We start from the raw sequence: 16,140 nt of genomic DNA, 5'->3' as shown, positions 1-16,140 counted from the left end.
GTCGGGGACCCGGTTCACGGGGAGCGTGAGGACTCTGGGACCACCCATGAGCAGGGAGGGCGCCGAGTACGCGCTGCGTGCCCGGGCCGACGAGCGTGACCGCATCTCGGGAGACCTGCTCGACCTGGAATCGCACACCACGTACCAACTGCTCAAGGGCTCGTCCCTGCGCGGGGCGACCCAGCGGCGGTGGGCCTCGGCGCAGGCCGCGCTGGCCACCCTCTGGGTGCTCTACGACGCCTACCGGGGGGTGCTCCGGGAAGCCGAGCGGATCAGGGCCACGCGCAGCCGGATGGGGGCCGAGCAGCTGGCCGAGCTGACGGCGCTGCTCGCCGGGCCGTCCGTGGTGCTGAAGGCCGCCGCCAGGCCCGTCGAGCAGCGCTCGCTGTTACCCGAGGCGGACGAGCGGCTCACCCTCGACCAGGCCGTGCTCCGGATGGACGCGGCCTTCCAGGAGGCCACCGACGCGCTGGCCGAGATCGACACCGCCTGGTCGGCCTCGCTCCCCGGCCTCGACGCCGCGGCCACCGACCTGCGTACGGTGACCGGCCTGAGAGACCGGCTCGGCGAGCCGCTCGACCTGGACCTGACGGCGGGCGAACTGGGCCGGATGCGCGCCGCCGCCCTGGAGGACCCGCTCGGCTCGCCCCCGGCCGAACACGAGCTGGACCGGATCACCACCCTGCTCGCCCGCTGCCGCGCCGACCTGGAACAGGCCCTGCGGGTCAGGGAGGAGTACGGCAGGCGGCGCGAGGACCTGGCGGCCGCGTTCGACCGGGTGCGGGCCGCGGAGAGCGACGCCCGGCTGGCCCACGGCACGGTCGTCGTCAAGATCGCTCTTCCCCCGCAGGCCGGCCCCAGGAGCAGAATGGCGGAGCTGACCGGCGAACTCGACGCCCTCGACGTCTCGACCGAGGGCTGGCTGCGGCGGGCCGCCCGGCTGACCGCCCTGGAGCGGGCCGCGCAGGAGGCGGCCGGCCAGGCGCGGACCACCGCGAAGGCGTTGTTCGGGCTGATCGCCCGGCGAGACGAACTACGCGGGCGGCTCGGCGCCTGCCAGGCGATGGCGGTGCGCAAGGGCCGGGCCGAGGACCCGGAGGCCGCCCGGCTGTACGAGCGGGCGCGGTCACTCCTGTGGACCGCTCCCTGTGACCTGACGAAGGCGGCCGAGGCCGTCGACCTCTACCAGCGTTCGATCAACGGAGGTGGACGATGACCAACTGCCGGCAGACCGGCTGCACCGGCACCATCGAGGACGGCTACTGCGACCTGTGCGGTCACGCGGAGAGCGCCGCGGCGGCGCCGGCCGCGGCGGCCTCCTCGTCGTCCCCGGCGGTGGACTCGCATCACACCCGGCCGGTGAGCCGGCCCATGACCAGCCCGGTCAGCAGCGGGCGGTCCCGGGCGGGCGTGCTCGCCGAGATCTCCGACCTGCCCTCGGTGCCCTACCGCGACCCGGCGAGCGCGGTCATGGCCGATCCGCAGGTGGCCGAGGAGAAGCGGTTCTGCGCCAACCCGGCCTGCGGACAGCCGGTCGGACGGTCCCGGCAGGGGCGGCCCGGGTTACCCGACGGGTTCTGCCCGCACTGCCGCACGCAGTTCTCCTTCACCCCCAAGCTGGGCAAGGACGAGCTGGTCGCCGCCCAGTACCGGGTGCTGGGCTGCCTGGCCCACGGCGGTCTCGGCTGGATCTACCTGGCCGCCGACGAGAACCTGGACGGCCGCTGGGTGGTCCTCAAGGGCCTGCTCAACACCGCCGACGCCGAGGCCCTGGCCGCGGCGGAGGCCGAGCGCAGGTTCCTCACCACCGTCGACCACCCGAGCATCGTCAAGATCTTCAACTTCCAGCGCTCGGCCGGGCTCGGCTACATCGTCATGGAGTACGTCGGCGGCCAGTCGCTGCACGAGCTGCGCCGCCAAGGCCCGCTGCCGCTGCGCGAGGCCCTCATGTACGGGCGCGAGATCCTGCGCGCGTTCGGCTACCTGCACGAGCAGGGCCTGGTCTACTGCGACCTCAAGCCCGCCAACGTGATCCGGGTGGGCAAGCGGCTCAAGCTCATCGACCTGGGCGCGGTGCAGCGGCTCGGCTCGCCGCCCGGCACGTCGTGGGCCACGGTCGGCTACCACGCGCCCGAGCTGGACACCCACTCCTCGTCGGTGCCCTCCGACCTCTACACGGTGGCCAGGACGCTCGCGGTGCTGGCCATCCCGTCGTTCAGCCCGGCCAAAGGCGGCGTGCCCGCCCCGCTGCCGGACGACTGCGGCAACGAGTCCTTCGCGCGGCTGCTCCGGCGGGCGACCGCGGCCGATCCGAACGCCAGGTTCCAGAGCGCGGAGGAGATGGAGGCTCAGCTCGTCGGCGTGCTGCGCGAGGTCAGCGCGATCGCCGACGGCGTGCCGTACCCCGCCCACTCCCCGTTGTTCGGGCCCGAGCGGGTCGCGGCGGGGGCGGCGCTGTCCGCCGACCCGCGGACGATCTTCGACCCCCTCGACCCGCGTGCGGCGGCCGAGGCGTTGCCGGTGCCGCTCGCGGACCCGGCGGATCCGGCGGCGGGCGCGCTGGCCGGTCTGGTCGGCCACGAGCCGGAGGAGCTCGTCGCCCAGGTGGCGGCGATGCCCAAGTCGCCGGAGACCCTGCTGACCCGGGCCAGGCTGCTCGCCGAACAGGGCTCCGACCAGGCCGTCCAGGCCCTGGACGAGGCCGAGCGGACACTGCCCGGCGACTGGCGCGTCACCTGGTACCGCGGCGTGCTGGCGCTGGCCCAGGGCCAGGCCGCGCGGGCGGTCCCGCTGTTCGACGCGTGCGTCTCGCTGCTGCCCGGCGAGCTGGCGGCCAAGCTGGCGCTGGCCTTCGCCCTGGAGTGCTCCGGCCAGGACCCGGTCCGCTGGTACGAGACCGTGTGGCGGACCGACCACGGCCACGTCAGCGCCGCCTTCGGGCTGGCCAGGGCCGGGCGGGTGGCGGTGCTCGACGAGGTGCCCGCGAGTTCGAGCCACCGGGTCGCCGCCCAGCTCGCCCTCGTGGCGTCCGTCGCCAGGCAGGCCCGGCCGGACACGGTCCGGCCCGAGCAGCTGACCGCCGCGGCCGACCGGCTGGACCGCCTGCCCGACCTGGCCCCGCGCCGCCGCGAGTCGATGACCGCCGAGGTGCTCCAGACCGCGCTCGCCTGGCTCGGCACCGCCGGTTCCCCGCCCGCCGGGTTGAAGGTGGCCGGCGCCGCCTTCACCGAGCCCGGCGTGCGCAAACGGCTGGAGGGCATCTTCCGCAAGCTGGCCGTCGCCGCCGACTCCCGCGATGAGCGGCACGCCCTCATCGACCAGGCCAACGCCGTACGCCCCAGGACGTGGCTGTGAACTGCCCGGTCTGCGAGGCTCCGGTGCTGGCCGGAGACTCCTTCTGCGAGGCGTGCGGCCAGCGGCTCGACGCGCCCGCCTGCGCCGGCTGCGGCGCGCCCGCCGTGGACGCCGACGGCTACTGCGAGCGGTGCGGCCTGCGCCAGCCCACCGGCCGCGACCATGCCGAGATCGAGCTCCCCGGCGGCGCGGCCGGGGTGACCGACAAGGGCCTGCGCCGGGCCCGCAACGAGGACGCGATGGCGCTGCTGTCCACCGGCACGGCGACCGTCGCGGTGGTCTGCGACGGCGTGGGCAGCTCGCCGCGCGCCGACGAGGCCTCGGCCGTGGCCGTGGAGACGGCGGCCGCCGCCCTGGCCCGCGGCGCCCCTGCCAGGGAGGCGTTCGAGCTGGCCGGGCGAGCGGTGACCAAGCTGGCGAGCTCCGTGGACCACGCCCCCGCCTGCACGTACGTCTCGGCGGTGGTCACCGGCGGCGAGATCACGATCAGCTGGGCCGGCGACACCCGCGCCTACTGGCTGCCCGCCGGCGAGCCCCTGGCCACCGACGACACCCGCCCGGTCGGCGAGCCCTTGACCACCGACGACACCCGTCCGGTCGGCGCGCCGCCGGCCGCGGACGGCACGGAGCCGACCGGCGAACCGCTGACCGAGGACGACGCCGCGCCGACCGGCGAGATCACCGCCTGGCTCGGTGCCGACGCGGGCGACGTCGAGCCGCGCGTGCGCACCCTGACCCCGGCGGGACCGGGCCTGCTGCTGGTCTGCAGCGACGGCCTCTGGCGCTACCTCGGCGGATACGCCTTCCCCCGGTCCGGCACCCCGCTGGAGATGGCCCGCGCGATGCTGCGCCACGCGCTCGACTCCGGCGGGCAAGACAACGTGACCATCGTCCTGATCCCCCTAGGAGGACCGCATGGGTGACCAGCCCACCTTCAGTCTGCACATCGACCAGAACAAGTTCCTGTCCACGGACGGGCGCGAGGTCCACGCCATCCTCACCATCGGCTCCACCGGCGCGGTCACCACGACGTCCGCCGCCCCCGCCGAGGCCGCCGAAGTGATCATCGTGGACACGTCGGGCTCGATGAGCGGCGGGAAGATCCGCGAGGCGCGGCAGGCGGCGTCGACGGCCGTGCAGAGTCTGCGTGACGGCGTGTTCTTCGCGGTGGTGTCCGGGACCGACACGGCCAGGGTGATCTATCCGCAGGGCCGGCAGCTGGTCCGCGCCTCGCGCGCCACCCGTACGGAGGCGCAGAACGCGATCGGGCGGCTGAGCGCCCACGGCGGCACGTCCATCGGGCAATGGCTGCTGCTGGCCGCCGACCTGCTGGCCGCGCACCCCAACGCGATCAGGCACGCCATCCTGATGACCGACGGGCAGAACAACGAGCGCGCCGACGTGTTCGCCGCCGCGCTGGCCCGCTGCGAGGGCGCGTTCGTCTGCGACAGTCTCGGCGTGGGCGCCGACTGGGTGCCCGGCGAGTTGCGGAAGGTCGCCGAGGCGCTGCTCGGCACCTTCGACTTCGTCAGAAACCAGGGCGACCTCGCCGACTTCTTCCGCAAGATCACCAAGACGTCGATGAGCAAGACCGTTGCCGAGCTGGTGATGCGGGTGTGGGTGCCGCAGACCGCGACGCTCAAGTTCGTCAAGCAGGTCTCCCCCACGCTGCTCGACCTGACCGGCAAGCGCACCGACGTGAACCCGCTGACCGGCGACTACCCCACCGGCTCCTGGGGCGCGGAGGAACGCGAGTACCACCTGTGCGTCGAGGTGCCGCCCGGCCAGGTCGGCAGCGAGATCCGGGCCGGCTGGGTGAAGCTGCTGCGGCCCGACACGCAGGAGGTTCTCGCCAGCGGCAACGTCCTCGCGCAGTGGACCGACGACCTGGCCGCCTCGACCCAGATCAACCGGAAGGTCGCCCACTACACCGGGCAGGCCGAGCTGCACGAGCTGATCCAGGACGGCCTGAGCGCGCGCGCCGCCGGTCAGGTCGAGGTCGCGACCGCCCGCCTGGCCAAGGCCAGGCAGCTGGCCACGGAGTCGGGCCGCTCGGACACCGCGCGGCTGCTGGACAAGGTCGTCGAGGTCGACCCGCACAGCGGCACCGCCCGGCTGCGCCGCGGCGTGGACAAGGCAGACGAGATCGAGCTCGACACCGGCTCCGTCCGCACCAGCCGGCTGCGCAAGGATGGGGAGGGCCGCTGATGGCGACCTGCCCCCAGGGCCACGCGTCGGGTGCCGACGACTACTGCGACACCTGCGGCACCCAGATGTCCGGCGCCCCGGCCTCCACCTCCGCCTCGCCCGCGTCGGCTCCAGCGGAGGCGGCCGCCGAGAGCTGCCCGATCTGCCGGACACCGCGCGCCGGGCAGTTCTGCGAGGTGTGCGGCCACGACTACAGCGGCGGCACACCCGTTCAGGTGCCGTCCACCGGCGCCCGCTGGGAGGCGGTCACCGCGGCCGACCGCGCCTACTACGACGAGATCATCGCCCAGGGCGGGCCCGACGCGAGCGCCGTGGCGTTCCCGCCGTACTGCCCCGAACGCTCCTTCGCCCTGGCCGGCGAGCAGGTGCGCGTCGGGCGGCGCAGCCGGGCCCGCGACGCCCGGCCGGAGATCGACCTGACCGGCCCGCCAGAGGACCCGGGCGTCTCCCACCTGCACGCGGTGCTGCTCGCCCAGCACGACGGCTCGTGGACGCTGGTGGACCCCGGCTCCTCCAACGGCACTCGGGTCAACGGCAGGCCGGTCGCGGTCAACGTGCCCGTCCCCGTGGCCGCCGGCGACCGGATCCACGTCGGCGCGTGGACCGTCATCACCATCCGGGAGGGCACGCCGTGACCATGGTCCAGACCCGGCCCCCGGCCGCGCCGGCCCGCCGCCACAGTGTGCCCGCCCGGATCCGGGTCATCACCGGCGTGACGGTCGCCTCGCTCGCACTGCTCTTCGCCGCGCTGGCCGTCGGCAGCGCGAGCGCCGGTGACGGGCTGCGGGTCATCGGACGCGACGCGGGCCCCCAGGTCGTCGCCACCGCGGGCCTGTATCTCGGGCTCAGCGACATGGACGCCCAGGTCGCCGACGCCCTGCTGATGGGCAGAGAGTACGGCCAGCAGCGCCAGGCCGCCCTCGCCAGGTACGAGCAGCGGCGCTCCGAGGCCAACCAGGCGCTCATGAAGGCGTTCGAGCTGTCCGGCGACAACCCGGCCGAGCGGCAGACCGTGCAGTCGGTGCTCGACGGGCTCGGCCGCTACGAGCGACTGGCCGGGCAGGCGCTGCTGCTCGACACCCGCGCCGGCCACGCCGCCGGGCCGCCTCCCGACGAGGTCGTCGAGATCTACCGGCAGGCCACCGACCTGATGCGGCGAGTCCTGCTGCCCCAGGCGTACAACCTGACGCTGGAGAACGGCACGATCGTCCGCGAGACCTACGACGACAAGAACGTGACGGTGCCCGCCGTGCGGGCCGCGGTGGTCGTGGCGGGGCTGCTGGCGCTCGGCTGCCTGATCTGGCTGCAGGTCTTCCTGACCCGGCGGTTCCGCCGGGTGTTCGGGCCCGCGCTGCTGGTCGCCACGCTGGTGACCGCCATCGCGCTCGTCACCGGAATGAACGTGCTCGGGCAGAACACCGGCGACCTGCGCACCGCCAAGTCCCAAGGGTTCGACTCGATCCTGACGGTGGCCAGGGCGCGGGCCATCAGCAACAGCATGCAGGGCGACCAGAGCCGCTTCCTGCTGGACAAGGTGCGGGCCGACACCTACGAGCACACCTACCTGGACAAGGCGCAGACCGTGTTCTACCTGCCGGCCGGCAACCTCGACACCTACCACGCCGCGGTCCGGAGCGGGAGCGAGGGCTACCTCGGCCTGATGGGCGCGCAACTCGGCGGCGCGGACGGCCGGCGGGCACTGGAGGCGTACACCGCCTTCCAGGCCGCCGACACGAAGTTCCGCGAGCTCGCGGTGAGCGGCCGGAACAGCGAGGCGGTCGCCGCCCGGCTGGGTCCGGTGCGCGAGGCGTTCGACGCCTACGACAAGACGCTGCTGGCCATCGCCGAGCGGCACCAGACGGTGTTCGAGCGGGCCGTCGGCTCCGGCGAGAGCGCGCTGGACAACCTGTGGCGGCTGCTCCCGTTCGCGATCGGCGGCATCGGCCTGCTGGTCCTCGCGGGAGTCTGGCCCCGGCTGAAGGAGTACAGATGAAGCGGCTGCCGTTGGTGGTGCTGGCTGTGGCCGCGCTGCTCGCCGGGTCCTGCGGCACCGGCGGGCAGAAGTCGGCCCTGGACAAGGACACCGTCGTCATCGGGGTGCGCCCGGACCTGCCCTCGGTCGGCCAGCGCAAGGCCGACGGGACGTTCGAGGGCTTCGACGTGGACGTGGCCCGCTACATCGCCCGCAAGCTCGGCAAGAAGGCGGAGCTCGTGCCGGTCCTGGCGGCCGATCGCGAGCGGGTGCTCACCTCCGGCACGGCCGACCTCGTCGTGGCCACCTACACGATCAGCATGGACCGCAAGCAGAAGGTGCTGTTCGCCGGGCCGTACCACATCTCCTACCAGGACATCCTGGTGCGCAAGAACGAGACCGGCATCCGCAACGTGCGCGACCTCAGGGGGCGGCGCATCTGCGAGGTCAAGGGCGCCAACGCGGCCCAGCGGGTGGTCGAGGAGCGCAAGGTGGCGGCCCAGGTCGTGCCGGTGCCCGACTACGCCGCCTGCCTGGCCGCGCTCAAGGCGGACCGGGTCGACGCCATCACCACCAACGACGTCATCCTGGCGGGCCTGGCCACCCAGGACGGGACCGGGCTGCGGCTGGTCAACGCGCAGTTCAACGAGCAGCGGTCGGGCGTCGGCATGCGCAAGGGCGACGTCGAGGGCTGCGAGGCGGTCAACCGGGCGATCACCGCGATGTACCAGGACGGCACCGCCTCCCGGCTGTTCCACCAATGGTTCGGCGCCGCCGGGCTGGACCTGTCCATCATCGCCGTGCCCCAGTTCGAAGGCTGCTCGTAGGGAAGAGGACCGCACCGGACGGTTCGGGGGCTGCTCAACGGTTCGAGGGCTGCTCGCAGGAGAGGACCGCTCCGCTCAGCGGGCTGAAACGCGCCGACGTGCGGCGGGCCCGGGCCCGCCGCACGTCGGCGTGGAAGCTCAGTCCAGGTAGTCGCGCAGCATCTGCGCCCGCGTCGGGTGGCGGAGCTTGGCCAGCGTCTTCGACTCGATCTGCCTGATGCGCTCCCTGGTGACGCCGAACTCCCTGCCCACCTCCTCCAGCGTGCGGGGATGCCCGTCGGCCAGGCCGAAGCGCAGCTGGATGATGCGCTGCTCACGCTCCGACAGCGTCGCCAGGATGTCGTCGAGCTGATCCTGCAGCATGATGAAGGCCGCGGCCTCCATGGGCACGACCGCGTCCGCGTCCTCGATGAAGTCGCCGAGGTCGGAGTCCTCCTCGCCGATCGGCGACTGCAGAGACACGGGCTCCTGGGCGATGCGCTGGATCTCCACCACGCGATCGACCGGCAGGTCCATCTCCTTGGCGATCTCCTCGGGCACGGGCTCGCGACCGAGGTCCTGGTGTAACTGGCGCTGGACCCTGACCAGCTTGTTGATCGTCTCCACCATGTGCACCGGGATCCGAATGGTGCGCGCCTGGTCGGCTATCGCCCGGGTGATCGCCTGCCGGATCCACCAGGTGGCGTAGGTGGAGAACTTGTAGCCCTTGGTGTAGTCGAACTTCTCGACCGCCCGGATGAGACCGAGATTGCCCTCCTGGATGAGGTCCAGGAACAGCATGCCGCGGCCTACGTAGCGTTTGGCGATCGACACCACGAGCCGGAGGTTGGCCTCGATGAGGCGCTGCTTGGCCCGCGTCCCCTGCCAGACGAGCTCTCTGAACTCCGGGTAGGCCAGACGCGCGATCCCGTTGGTCAGCTTGTCCTCGGCGAACAGACCGGCCTCGATCGACTTGGCGAGCTCCACCTCCTCCTCGGCGGTCAGCAGCGGCACTCGCCCGATCTCCCGGAGGTAGATCCGGACCAGATCGCTGGTCGGCGCCCGCTTGCCTACATCCTCCTCATCGGCGCGGGTGGTCTCCTCGTCGCCCTGGGGCTCGAGGACCTCCACACCGTTCTCGGCGAGCATCCGCACGACGCGTTCCAGCGCGTCGGACGGCAGCTCGGATCGGTCAAGCGCGGCCGCGACGTCATCGACGGTGACGCTTCCGCGCTCCCTTCCCTTCGCGACGAGGTCCGCCACCTGATCTACGGAGGGCGGTCCACTTGGCAGCACCGATGCACCCACGGGACACAGTCTGCAGGATTGGTTCCATAAAATGGCAGACCCATTTTTGTCACCGAAGGTAAGGCGTTGGGCATTACCAAATCGAGATCTATTACAGGTTTGGCCGAAGTTTGATCAGGAAAGTAAAGTCAATTACGCGATCCGGTTTGCGCGCGCCCGGCCACGAGTTCGGCCGGACGCACTTCGCAGCTTGCCCGGATAGCCGCCTACCAGGGCTTTTGCCAGGCCCTTCGCGGCCCGCTGACCGGCCTCGCGGCGTTGATGAGAAAAATTTTCTGGCACAACCACCCAGATATGCCACTTTGGCCTCGCACCGGCGGTTGCGCCACGCGCGCCCCTTCAGCGGTCTTCTGTACGGCCCGCGTTCCCCGCATAGTTGATCCTTACTCGCGGCCCGGCGAAGATCCTCGCCGGTGCCATCGGGAGGGTTGATACGGCCGCCCGTATCACCATCACGGACCCCGCTGCATCTCTGGATCGGTCCACCCTGGCCGCCCGGCGAGCGTCACGGCACCGCCCCGCGTCAGCTGTGGGCGTCACGGCACCGCTCGCGATGGCTCGGCTACGGGCGTCACGGGACCGCTCGTGATGGCTCAGCTGCGGGCGTCACGGGACCGCTCGTGATGGCTCAGCTGCGGGCGTCACGGGACCGCCCGCGATGGCTCAGCTGCCGGCGGCCCGGTCTCGCAGCACCCGGCGCTGCTGCTCCAGGGCGACCAGCTCACCGAAGAGCCGGTTGTACTCCTGCTGCTCGTCCACCGGGTTGAGCCGCTGGATGCGCGACTTGACCTGCGCGATGGCCCGGTCGACCGCGATGGCCTCGATCGCCGCCAGCATCGCCGCGCCGTAACGCTCCTCGGTGTGGGAGTCGGCCTGGATCGCCTCCACGGCGAATCGCGTCACCAGCACCCGCGCCACCTCGTCGAGCGCGTGCTCCAGCAACCGCTCGACCCACTCCCTGCCGCCGTGGCCGGCCGCGGCCGTGCCGCCGGCCGCGGCGATCACCTGATGCAGCGTCACGTGGTCGGGCGCGGTGAACGCCTGCGGCTCGAGCGCGTCGAACCGCGGCCCCAGCAGGGCCGGGCGTTGCACGGCCAGTTTGAGCAGCTCGGCCTCCACCCGCACGCCCGGATCGAGCGGCGCGGCCCGCCGCACCGGCTGAGGACGCCCGCGCTGGGCACCGCCCACCTCGGCGATGCGCTGCATGACGAACCGCTCGTCCATGAACCCGAGCCACCGGTCGAGGTCGATGGCGTAGCGCTTGCGCAGGCCGACGTCCTTGATGGCGGCCACGATGGGCGCCGCCGCGTCGAGCGCCGCGATCTTGCCCTCGTTGCTGCGGAGGTCGTAGCGGGCGACGGTGTCGCGCAGGGCGAACTGGAACAGCGGCTCGCGGCTGGCGATGAGGTCGCGCACCGCCGCGTCGCCCTGCTTGACCCGCAGGTCGCACGGGTCGAGCCCGTCGGCCTGCACCGCCACGTAGGTCTGGGTGACGAACTTCTGCTCGTCGGCGAACGCCCGCAGGGCGGCCTTCTGGCCGGCCGCGTCGCCGTCGAACGTGAAGATCACCTCACCGCGGAACTCGGCCTGGTCGAGCAGGAAGCGCCGCAGGATCTTGATGTGCTCCTCGCCGAAGGAGGTGCCGCAGGTGGCCACGGCGGTCGGGACCCCGGCGAGGTGGCAGGCCATCACGTCGGTGTAGCCCTCGACGATCACCGCCTGGGACCGCTTGGAGATCTCACGTTTGGCCAGGTCGATGCCGTAGAGCACCTGGCTCTTCTTGTAGAGCGGCGACTCGGGGGTGTTGAGGTATTTGGGCCCGTCGTCGGAGTCGAGCAGCTTGCGGGCCCCGAAGCCGATCACGTCGCCGGTGGCGTCGCGGATCGGCCAGATCAGCCGCCCGCGGAAGCGGTCGATCGGCCCCCGCCGCCCCTCCTTGACCAGCCCGCCCTTGATCAGCTCGTCGGCGGTGAACCCGCGCCCCATGAGGTGGCGGGCCAGCGCCTCCCACTCGGCGGGCGCGAAGCCGACCCCGAACGTCTCGGCGTCGGCCCGCTCGAACCCACGCTCGGACAGGAACCGCCGTCCCACGGCGGCGTCGGGGCCGAGCAGCTTGCCGGCGTAGAACTCGGCGGCGGCCTTGTGCGCCTCGACCAGCCGGGCGCGCTCGCCGTGGTCGCGCCGCGGCACGTAGCCGCCCTGTTCGTACTGGAGCTGGATGCCGGCCCGCTGGGCGAGCCGCTCGACGGCCTCACCGAACCCGAGGTGCTCGATCTTCTCGACGAACGTGATCACGTCGCCGCCCTCGGAGCAGCCGAAGCAAAAGTACATCCCCCGCTCGGGCGTGACGTTGAAGGACGGGCTCTTCTCGTCGTGGAACGGGCACAGCCCCTTGAGGTTGCCACCGCCGGCGTTGCGCAACTGGATGTGCTCGCCGATGACCTCGGCGATGGGTGATCGCTCGCGAACGAGCGCGATGTCGACGTCACGGATACGGCCAGCCACGCCGGTGAGTCTATTGCGGCCGGCCGACATTCCCCGCCTCCCGGTCCACCGGACAGAGAGTTGGATATCACCTCAAGGACCGTAAAGCGGAAAACGTGTCCTCCCCGTTGCCCTCGTCGGCTACAAAGGTAAAGCTCGCGCTGTATACGGTGACACGGGTGGAGATCATGCTTTCGGGGCAGATAGGACGATTGGCGGCCGCCGCGGGCGCCGTGTTACTGACCGGCGCCTGCGCCCAGGCTCCCGGGGTGGCAGGGGTGAGCGCCCAGTCGCCCGAATCGGCCCCGCCCACGCAGGCCACCCAGGCCACCCCTGTCGTGACCGCGACGATCCCCAAGGTGGCCCCGTCGCGGCAGGCGCCCGTGGCGCCGCCCAAGGGAGACGCCCCGGTCAAGGTGCCGCCGCCCAAGCTGTCCAAGCACACCTACACCTTCCCCGTCCAGGGCTGCCGGGTCAGCTACCAGCGCAAACTGCTCACGCTGCCCAAGACGACGATCTGGGCCGCCCGGGGATGCGCCTTCGTGGCGCCCGTCAGCGGCGTGGTGGACGAGGTCAACACCAGGAACCGGTGGGTCCCCACGACCGACGCGGGCGCCCACCGCGAGGGCCGGTTCGTCACGATCATCGGTGACGACGGCGTCCGCTATCTCGGCGGGCACCTCGACGCGGTCGCCGACGGCATCCGGCCCGGCGTGCGGGTCGGCACCGGGCAGCTGCTCGGCCGGGTCGGCTCGTCCGGCAACGCCCGCGACACCGGCACCAACCTGTACTTCGCGATCTCGTGGAAGACCGGCTCCTCCTCCTGGTGGGTCCGCCGGGGCATGGTCAACCCGTGGAACTACCTCGACTCCTGGCTGTCGGGCAACCGGACGCTCTCCCCCCGGGACGAGACGATGGCGCTGCGCGGCAGGCTGGGCGAGACGCCGCGCTGCACGGTCCAGTGCACGTCGAAGAAGGTGGTCAAGCCGACCAAGGAGCCCGAGGAGGAGACTCCCGACCCGATCACGGTCGATCCGACGTGAGCTCCTCCGGGCGGCGGCGGACGGTCATCCGGAAAGCCGCCGGTGCCAGGTGACGGCCGACGTGTCGGTGAGGGAGGCGATCTGGTCGATGACCACGCGGACCCGGGCGGCGTCGTCGGGCGCGCCGAGGTAGTCGGGGCGGAACGCCGGCTCCAGGGTGCGCGGCGCGCCGAGGGTGATCAGGGAGGCCAGCTCCGTGATGAGCTCGCGCTGCCTCGCCTGGTTGGCGTGGTGGTCGTCGGTGGTCATGACGTAGTGGGCGGTGATGCCCTTGAGCAGGGCGCACTCCAGTTGCGTGGTGCGGGGCACCACCAGGTCGGCGCGGTGCCGCGCGACGTCGGCGTCCTTGGTGGCGGTCTCGGCGGACCGGCAGAAACGGCCGATGAGGCCACTGGTGAGGGCCTTGAGCCCGGCCAGGTCGGCGAAGGTGGCGTCGAAGCGGCGCGGCCAGAGCGGTGAGGCGATCAGCCTGCCGAAGACCTCCTCCAGCTCGCCCAGGTCGGTGTCGGGGGCGTACCAGGAGGCGGTGAGCTCGCACACCTGCCTGCGCTCGATCGGCGACATCAGCGCGTCGGGGGTGACGTGGCCGGAGTGCAGCGCGTCCTCCAGGTCGTGCACGGAGTAGGCCACGTCGTCGGCCCAGTCCATGATCTGGGCCTCGAAGCTCACCCTGCCGGGCGGCGCGCCCTCCCTGATCCACTCGAAGACCGGTAGGTCGTCGTCGTAGACGCCGAACTTCGGTGACTTCTCGCAGGTCCAGGGGTATTTGATCGAGGCGTCGAGCGCGGCGCGGGTCAGGTTGAGGCCCGCGCTCCCGCCGTCCTCGGTCAGCACCTTGGCCTCCAGCCGGGTGAGCAGGCGCAGGCTCTGCGCGTTGCCCTCGAACCCGCCGCAGGGGCCGGCCAGCTCGTTGAGCGCGACCTCGCCGTTGTGCCCGAACGGCGGGTGGCCAAGGTCGTGGGCCAGGCAGGCGGTCTCCACCAGGTCGGGATCGACGCCGAGCGTGGCGCCCATCTCCCTGCCGACCTGGCCGCATTCGAGGGAGTGGGTCAGCCGGGTGCGCGGGATGTGCTGGCCGCCGCCGAGGGTCTCGACCGGGCCGACCACCTGCGTCTTGGCCGCCAGCCTGCGCAGCGCGGCACTGTGCACGATGCGGGCGCGGTCGCGTTCGAACGCGCTGCGCTCGGGGTTGCCGGGTGCTTCGGGAACCCATCGTGCCTGGTCGTGCTCGTCGTAGCGGGCCATTAGTGCAGTGATTTTATCCACCTTTCGGTCTCCGCTAGTGTCAGGTTTCGCGAGAACCCCTTCCCCGGGAGCCCTGCCTCATGACGACAGCGTTCCGTGCGGTGCTGGCCTGTGCGCTGCTCGCGGGTTTCTACCTGCTCGCCGGCCTGGTCGTGGCGGCGGCCGTCTTCTTCGACGTGTTGCTGGTGGTCGACTTTCACCTCAACGGGCTGCGGGCGGCGATCGCGTTCACCCTGGCCGCCGGTGTGCTGGTGCGGGTCCTGGTCGTGGTGGGCCGCCGCGAGGACGGCGGGCAGCCGGGCGTGGCGGTCACCCGGGAGGAGGAGCCCGCGCTCTGGCAGACGGTCGACGATCTGGCCCGGCGGGTGGGCACGGCCCCGCCCGACGAGATCCGGCTGGTGCCCGAGGTCAACGCCGCGGTCTCGGAGGACACCCGGTTCCTGGGGCTGAGGTCCACCCGGCGGCGGATGTTCATCGGGCTGCCGCTGCTGCGGACGCTGACGATCGACGAGACGCGGGCGGTGCTCGGCCACGAGCTGGGCCACTACAGCGGCGCGCACACCCGGCTGGGCGCCCCGGTCTACCGGGGGCGGGTGGCGCTGCTCGCGACCGTGGCGGCCCTCGACCGGCATCCGGTCATCCGGCGGCTCTTCGCGCTGTACGCCCGCCTCTACCTGCGGCTCTCCCAGGCCGTCTCGCGCAGGCAGGAGCTGGAGGCCGACCGGCTCGCGGTGGCCGTCGGCGGCCGCCAGGCGATGGCCGGCGCGCTCCACAAGATCCACGGCACCGCGACGGCGTGGGACCTCTTCACCGCCGACTACCTGTCGATGACCGGCGCGGGCGGCTGCCGTCCGGCGATGGTGTTCAGCGGGTTCCAGGCGATGGTGAGCGACCCGGTCAGGCAGGCCGACATCGCCAGGCTGGCCGAGCGGCCCGCCGAGACCTCTCCGTACGACTCGCATCCGAGCCTGGCCGAGCGGCTGGCCGCGATCGAGTCGCTGCCCGAGCCGGAGCACGTGCCCGACCCGCGCCCGGCGGAGACCCTGCTGCGCGACGCCACGGCGGCCGCTCAGGCGGTCGAGCGGTCGATGTGGCGGCCCGAGGTCCTGAACCTGCGGCCGGTGTCGTGGGACGAGCTGGTGGCCCAGGGGACGTACTCCACGCGCAACGCCGAGGCGCTGCACGACCTGGCCGAGGCGGGCCGGCGGGTGGTGGGCGCGGACCGGCCCTACCTCGACGCGGCCTTCGAGGCGATCGCCCGGGGCCGGCAGGCGGAGCTGGAGGAGCGGCTGCGCGAGCTCGGCTGGCAGTCCTCCGAGAGGCTGCTGGCCGCGGTGCTCGGGCAGGCGCTGGAGGCCGTGCTCATCCAGCACGGCCAGGCGCGCTGGACCCTGTCCTGGTCGGGCCCGGCGCGCCTGCTGTTCGAGGACGGTGAGGAGGTCACGCTGGCGGAGTACGCGGCCCAGGTCGCGGCCGGCCCGCCGGCCGTTGCCGGGCTGCGGCAGTGGCTGGGCGACCAGGGCGTGCGTCACGACTACGTGCCGGACCCCCAGCGGGTACGGCACGCGCCCGTTTGACATCCTCCCCCGCCTGAAGGCGGTGGATTCCAACGGCGACTACCCCATGAGGAGGAGGTCGCGTTGAGGTTCGCGGTTCATCGGCTCGCCCAATGGCGAGCCTCCCCGCGCAGCAACCGCATGCCCCGCGGCCGTGTCGCGTA

General features: G+C 72.4%; 12 protein-coding genes. 9 read left to right on the top strand and 3 right to left on the bottom strand.

Annotated elements, in window-relative coordinates; translation table 11 throughout:
* Nucleotides 1-46 precede the first annotated feature (46 nt).
* The 7 genes from AB0I38_RS15060 to AB0I38_RS15030 are packed head-to-tail and all read left to right on the top strand — an operon-like array spanning nt 47 to nt 8,361.
* Nucleotides 47-1,216, top strand: coding sequence for a hypothetical protein (locus AB0I38_RS15060; protein WP_358467152.1), 1,170 nt, complete (start codon nt 47-49; stop codon nt 1,214-1,216).
* Nucleotides 1,213-3,354 carry a tetratricopeptide repeat protein gene (locus AB0I38_RS15055; protein WP_358467150.1) on the top strand — a complete coding sequence of 714 codons (2,142 nt, stop codon included), beginning with the start codon at nt 1,213-1,215 and terminating at the stop codon, nt 3,352-3,354. The genes AB0I38_RS15060 and AB0I38_RS15055 overlap by 4 nt, the downstream gene beginning before the upstream one ends.
* Nucleotides 3,345-4,277 (top strand): PP2C family serine/threonine-protein phosphatase, encoded by a 933-nt coding sequence (locus tag AB0I38_RS15050; RefSeq protein WP_358467148.1) that lies wholly within the window; start codon nt 3,345-3,347, stop codon nt 4,275-4,277. Before AB0I38_RS15055 ends, AB0I38_RS15050 begins: the two co-directional genes overlap by 10 nt.
* Nucleotides 4,270-5,562 (top strand): vWA domain-containing protein, encoded by a 1,293-nt coding sequence (locus tag AB0I38_RS15045; RefSeq protein WP_358467146.1) that lies wholly within the window; start codon nt 4,270-4,272, stop codon nt 5,560-5,562. Before AB0I38_RS15050 ends, AB0I38_RS15045 begins: the two co-directional genes overlap by 8 nt.
* Complete coding sequence (locus tag AB0I38_RS15040; RefSeq protein WP_358467144.1) at nt 5,562-6,197, top strand: FHA domain-containing protein; 636 nt, start codon at nt 5,562-5,564, stop codon at nt 6,195-6,197. The genes AB0I38_RS15045 and AB0I38_RS15040 overlap by 1 nt, the downstream gene beginning before the upstream one ends.
* Nucleotides 6,198-6,199: 2 nt before the next feature.
* The gene (locus AB0I38_RS15035) at nt 6,200-7,555 is read left to right on the top strand and encodes a hypothetical protein (RefSeq protein ID WP_436838748.1); all 1,356 of its coding nucleotides are present in this window, start codon (nt 6,200-6,202) and stop codon (nt 7,553-7,555) included.
* On the top strand, nt 7,552-8,361 hold the full coding sequence (locus tag AB0I38_RS15030) for a glutamate ABC transporter substrate-binding protein (RefSeq protein ID WP_358467140.1): 810 nt from the start codon (nt 7,552-7,554) through the stop codon (nt 8,359-8,361). Before AB0I38_RS15035 ends, AB0I38_RS15030 begins: the two co-directional genes overlap by 4 nt.
* 138 nt (nt 8,362-8,499) lie before the next feature.
* On the opposite strand, the gene rpoD is transcribed toward AB0I38_RS15030, so the two are convergent.
* Nucleotides 8,500-9,603: an RNA polymerase sigma factor RpoD gene (gene rpoD, locus AB0I38_RS15025; protein WP_358467138.1), complete on the bottom strand. Its 1,104-nt coding sequence runs from the start codon at nt 9,601-9,603 to the stop codon at nt 8,500-8,502.
* Nucleotides 9,604-10,311: 708 nt separating this feature from the next.
* The gene (gene dnaG, locus AB0I38_RS15020) at nt 10,312-12,153 is read right to left on the bottom strand and encodes a DNA primase (RefSeq protein WP_358467136.1); all 1,842 of its coding nucleotides are present in this window, start codon (nt 12,151-12,153) and stop codon (nt 10,312-10,314) included.
* A gap of 167 nt (nt 12,154-12,320) precedes the next feature.
* Here dnaG and AB0I38_RS15015 point away from each other — a divergent pair, with 167 nt between their 5' ends.
* Nucleotides 12,321-13,175: a M23 family metallopeptidase gene (locus AB0I38_RS15015; RefSeq protein ID WP_358467723.1), complete on the top strand. Its 855-nt coding sequence runs from the start codon at nt 12,321-12,323 to the stop codon at nt 13,173-13,175.
* A gap of 24 nt (nt 13,176-13,199) precedes the next feature.
* Here AB0I38_RS15015 and AB0I38_RS15010 read toward each other — a convergent pair whose 3' ends face one another.
* Nucleotides 13,200-14,420, bottom strand: coding sequence for a deoxyguanosinetriphosphate triphosphohydrolase (locus tag AB0I38_RS15010; RefSeq protein WP_358467720.1), 1,221 nt, complete (start codon nt 14,418-14,420; stop codon nt 13,200-13,202).
* Nucleotides 14,421-14,500: 80 nt separating this feature from the next.
* Here AB0I38_RS15010 and AB0I38_RS15005 point away from each other — a divergent pair, with 80 nt between their 5' ends.
* Nucleotides 14,501-15,997, top strand: a complete 1,497-nt coding sequence (locus AB0I38_RS15005) for a M48 family metallopeptidase (RefSeq protein WP_358467134.1) — start codon at nt 14,501-14,503, stop codon at nt 15,995-15,997.
* Nucleotides 15,998-16,140: the final 143 nt, after the last annotated feature.

The sequence above is a fragment of the Nonomuraea cavernae genome, assembly GCF_040655715.1.
Lineage (GTDB): Bacteria > Actinomycetota > Actinomycetes > Streptosporangiales > Streptosporangiaceae > Nonomuraea > Nonomuraea cavernae_A.
The sequence above is the reverse complement of the archived record's forward strand: the minus strand, read 5'-3'. Positions and strand labels throughout refer to the sequence as shown.

Bases quoted from the DNA above. Each gene is read 5' to 3' on its own strand.
- AB0I38_RS15055 (WP_358467150.1), top strand. From the start codon at position 1,213: ATGACCAACTGCCGGCAGACCGGCTGCACCGGCACCATCGAGGACGGC.
- AB0I38_RS15015 (WP_358467723.1), top strand. From the start codon at position 12,321: ATGCTTTCGGGGCAGATAGGACGATTGGCGGCCGCCGCGGGCGCCGTG.
- AB0I38_RS15035 (WP_436838748.1), top strand. From the start codon at position 6,200: ATGGTCCAGACCCGGCCCCCGGCCGCGCCGGCCCGCCGCCACAGTGTG.
- AB0I38_RS15030 (WP_358467140.1), top strand. From the start codon at position 7,552: ATGAAGCGGCTGCCGTTGGTGGTGCTGGCTGTGGCCGCGCTGCTCGCC.
- AB0I38_RS15010 (WP_358467720.1), bottom strand. From the start codon at position 14,420: ATGGCCCGCTACGACGAGCACGACCAGGCACGATGGGTTCCCGAAGCA.
- AB0I38_RS15060 (WP_358467152.1), top strand. From the start codon at position 47: ATGAGCAGGGAGGGCGCCGAGTACGCGCTGCGTGCCCGGGCCGACGAG.
- AB0I38_RS15045 (WP_358467146.1), top strand. From the start codon at position 4,270: ATGGGTGACCAGCCCACCTTCAGTCTGCACATCGACCAGAACAAGTTC.
- AB0I38_RS15005 (WP_358467134.1), top strand. From the start codon at position 14,501: ATGACGACAGCGTTCCGTGCGGTGCTGGCCTGTGCGCTGCTCGCGGGT.
- AB0I38_RS15040 (WP_358467144.1), top strand. From the start codon at position 5,562: ATGGCGACCTGCCCCCAGGGCCACGCGTCGGGTGCCGACGACTACTGC.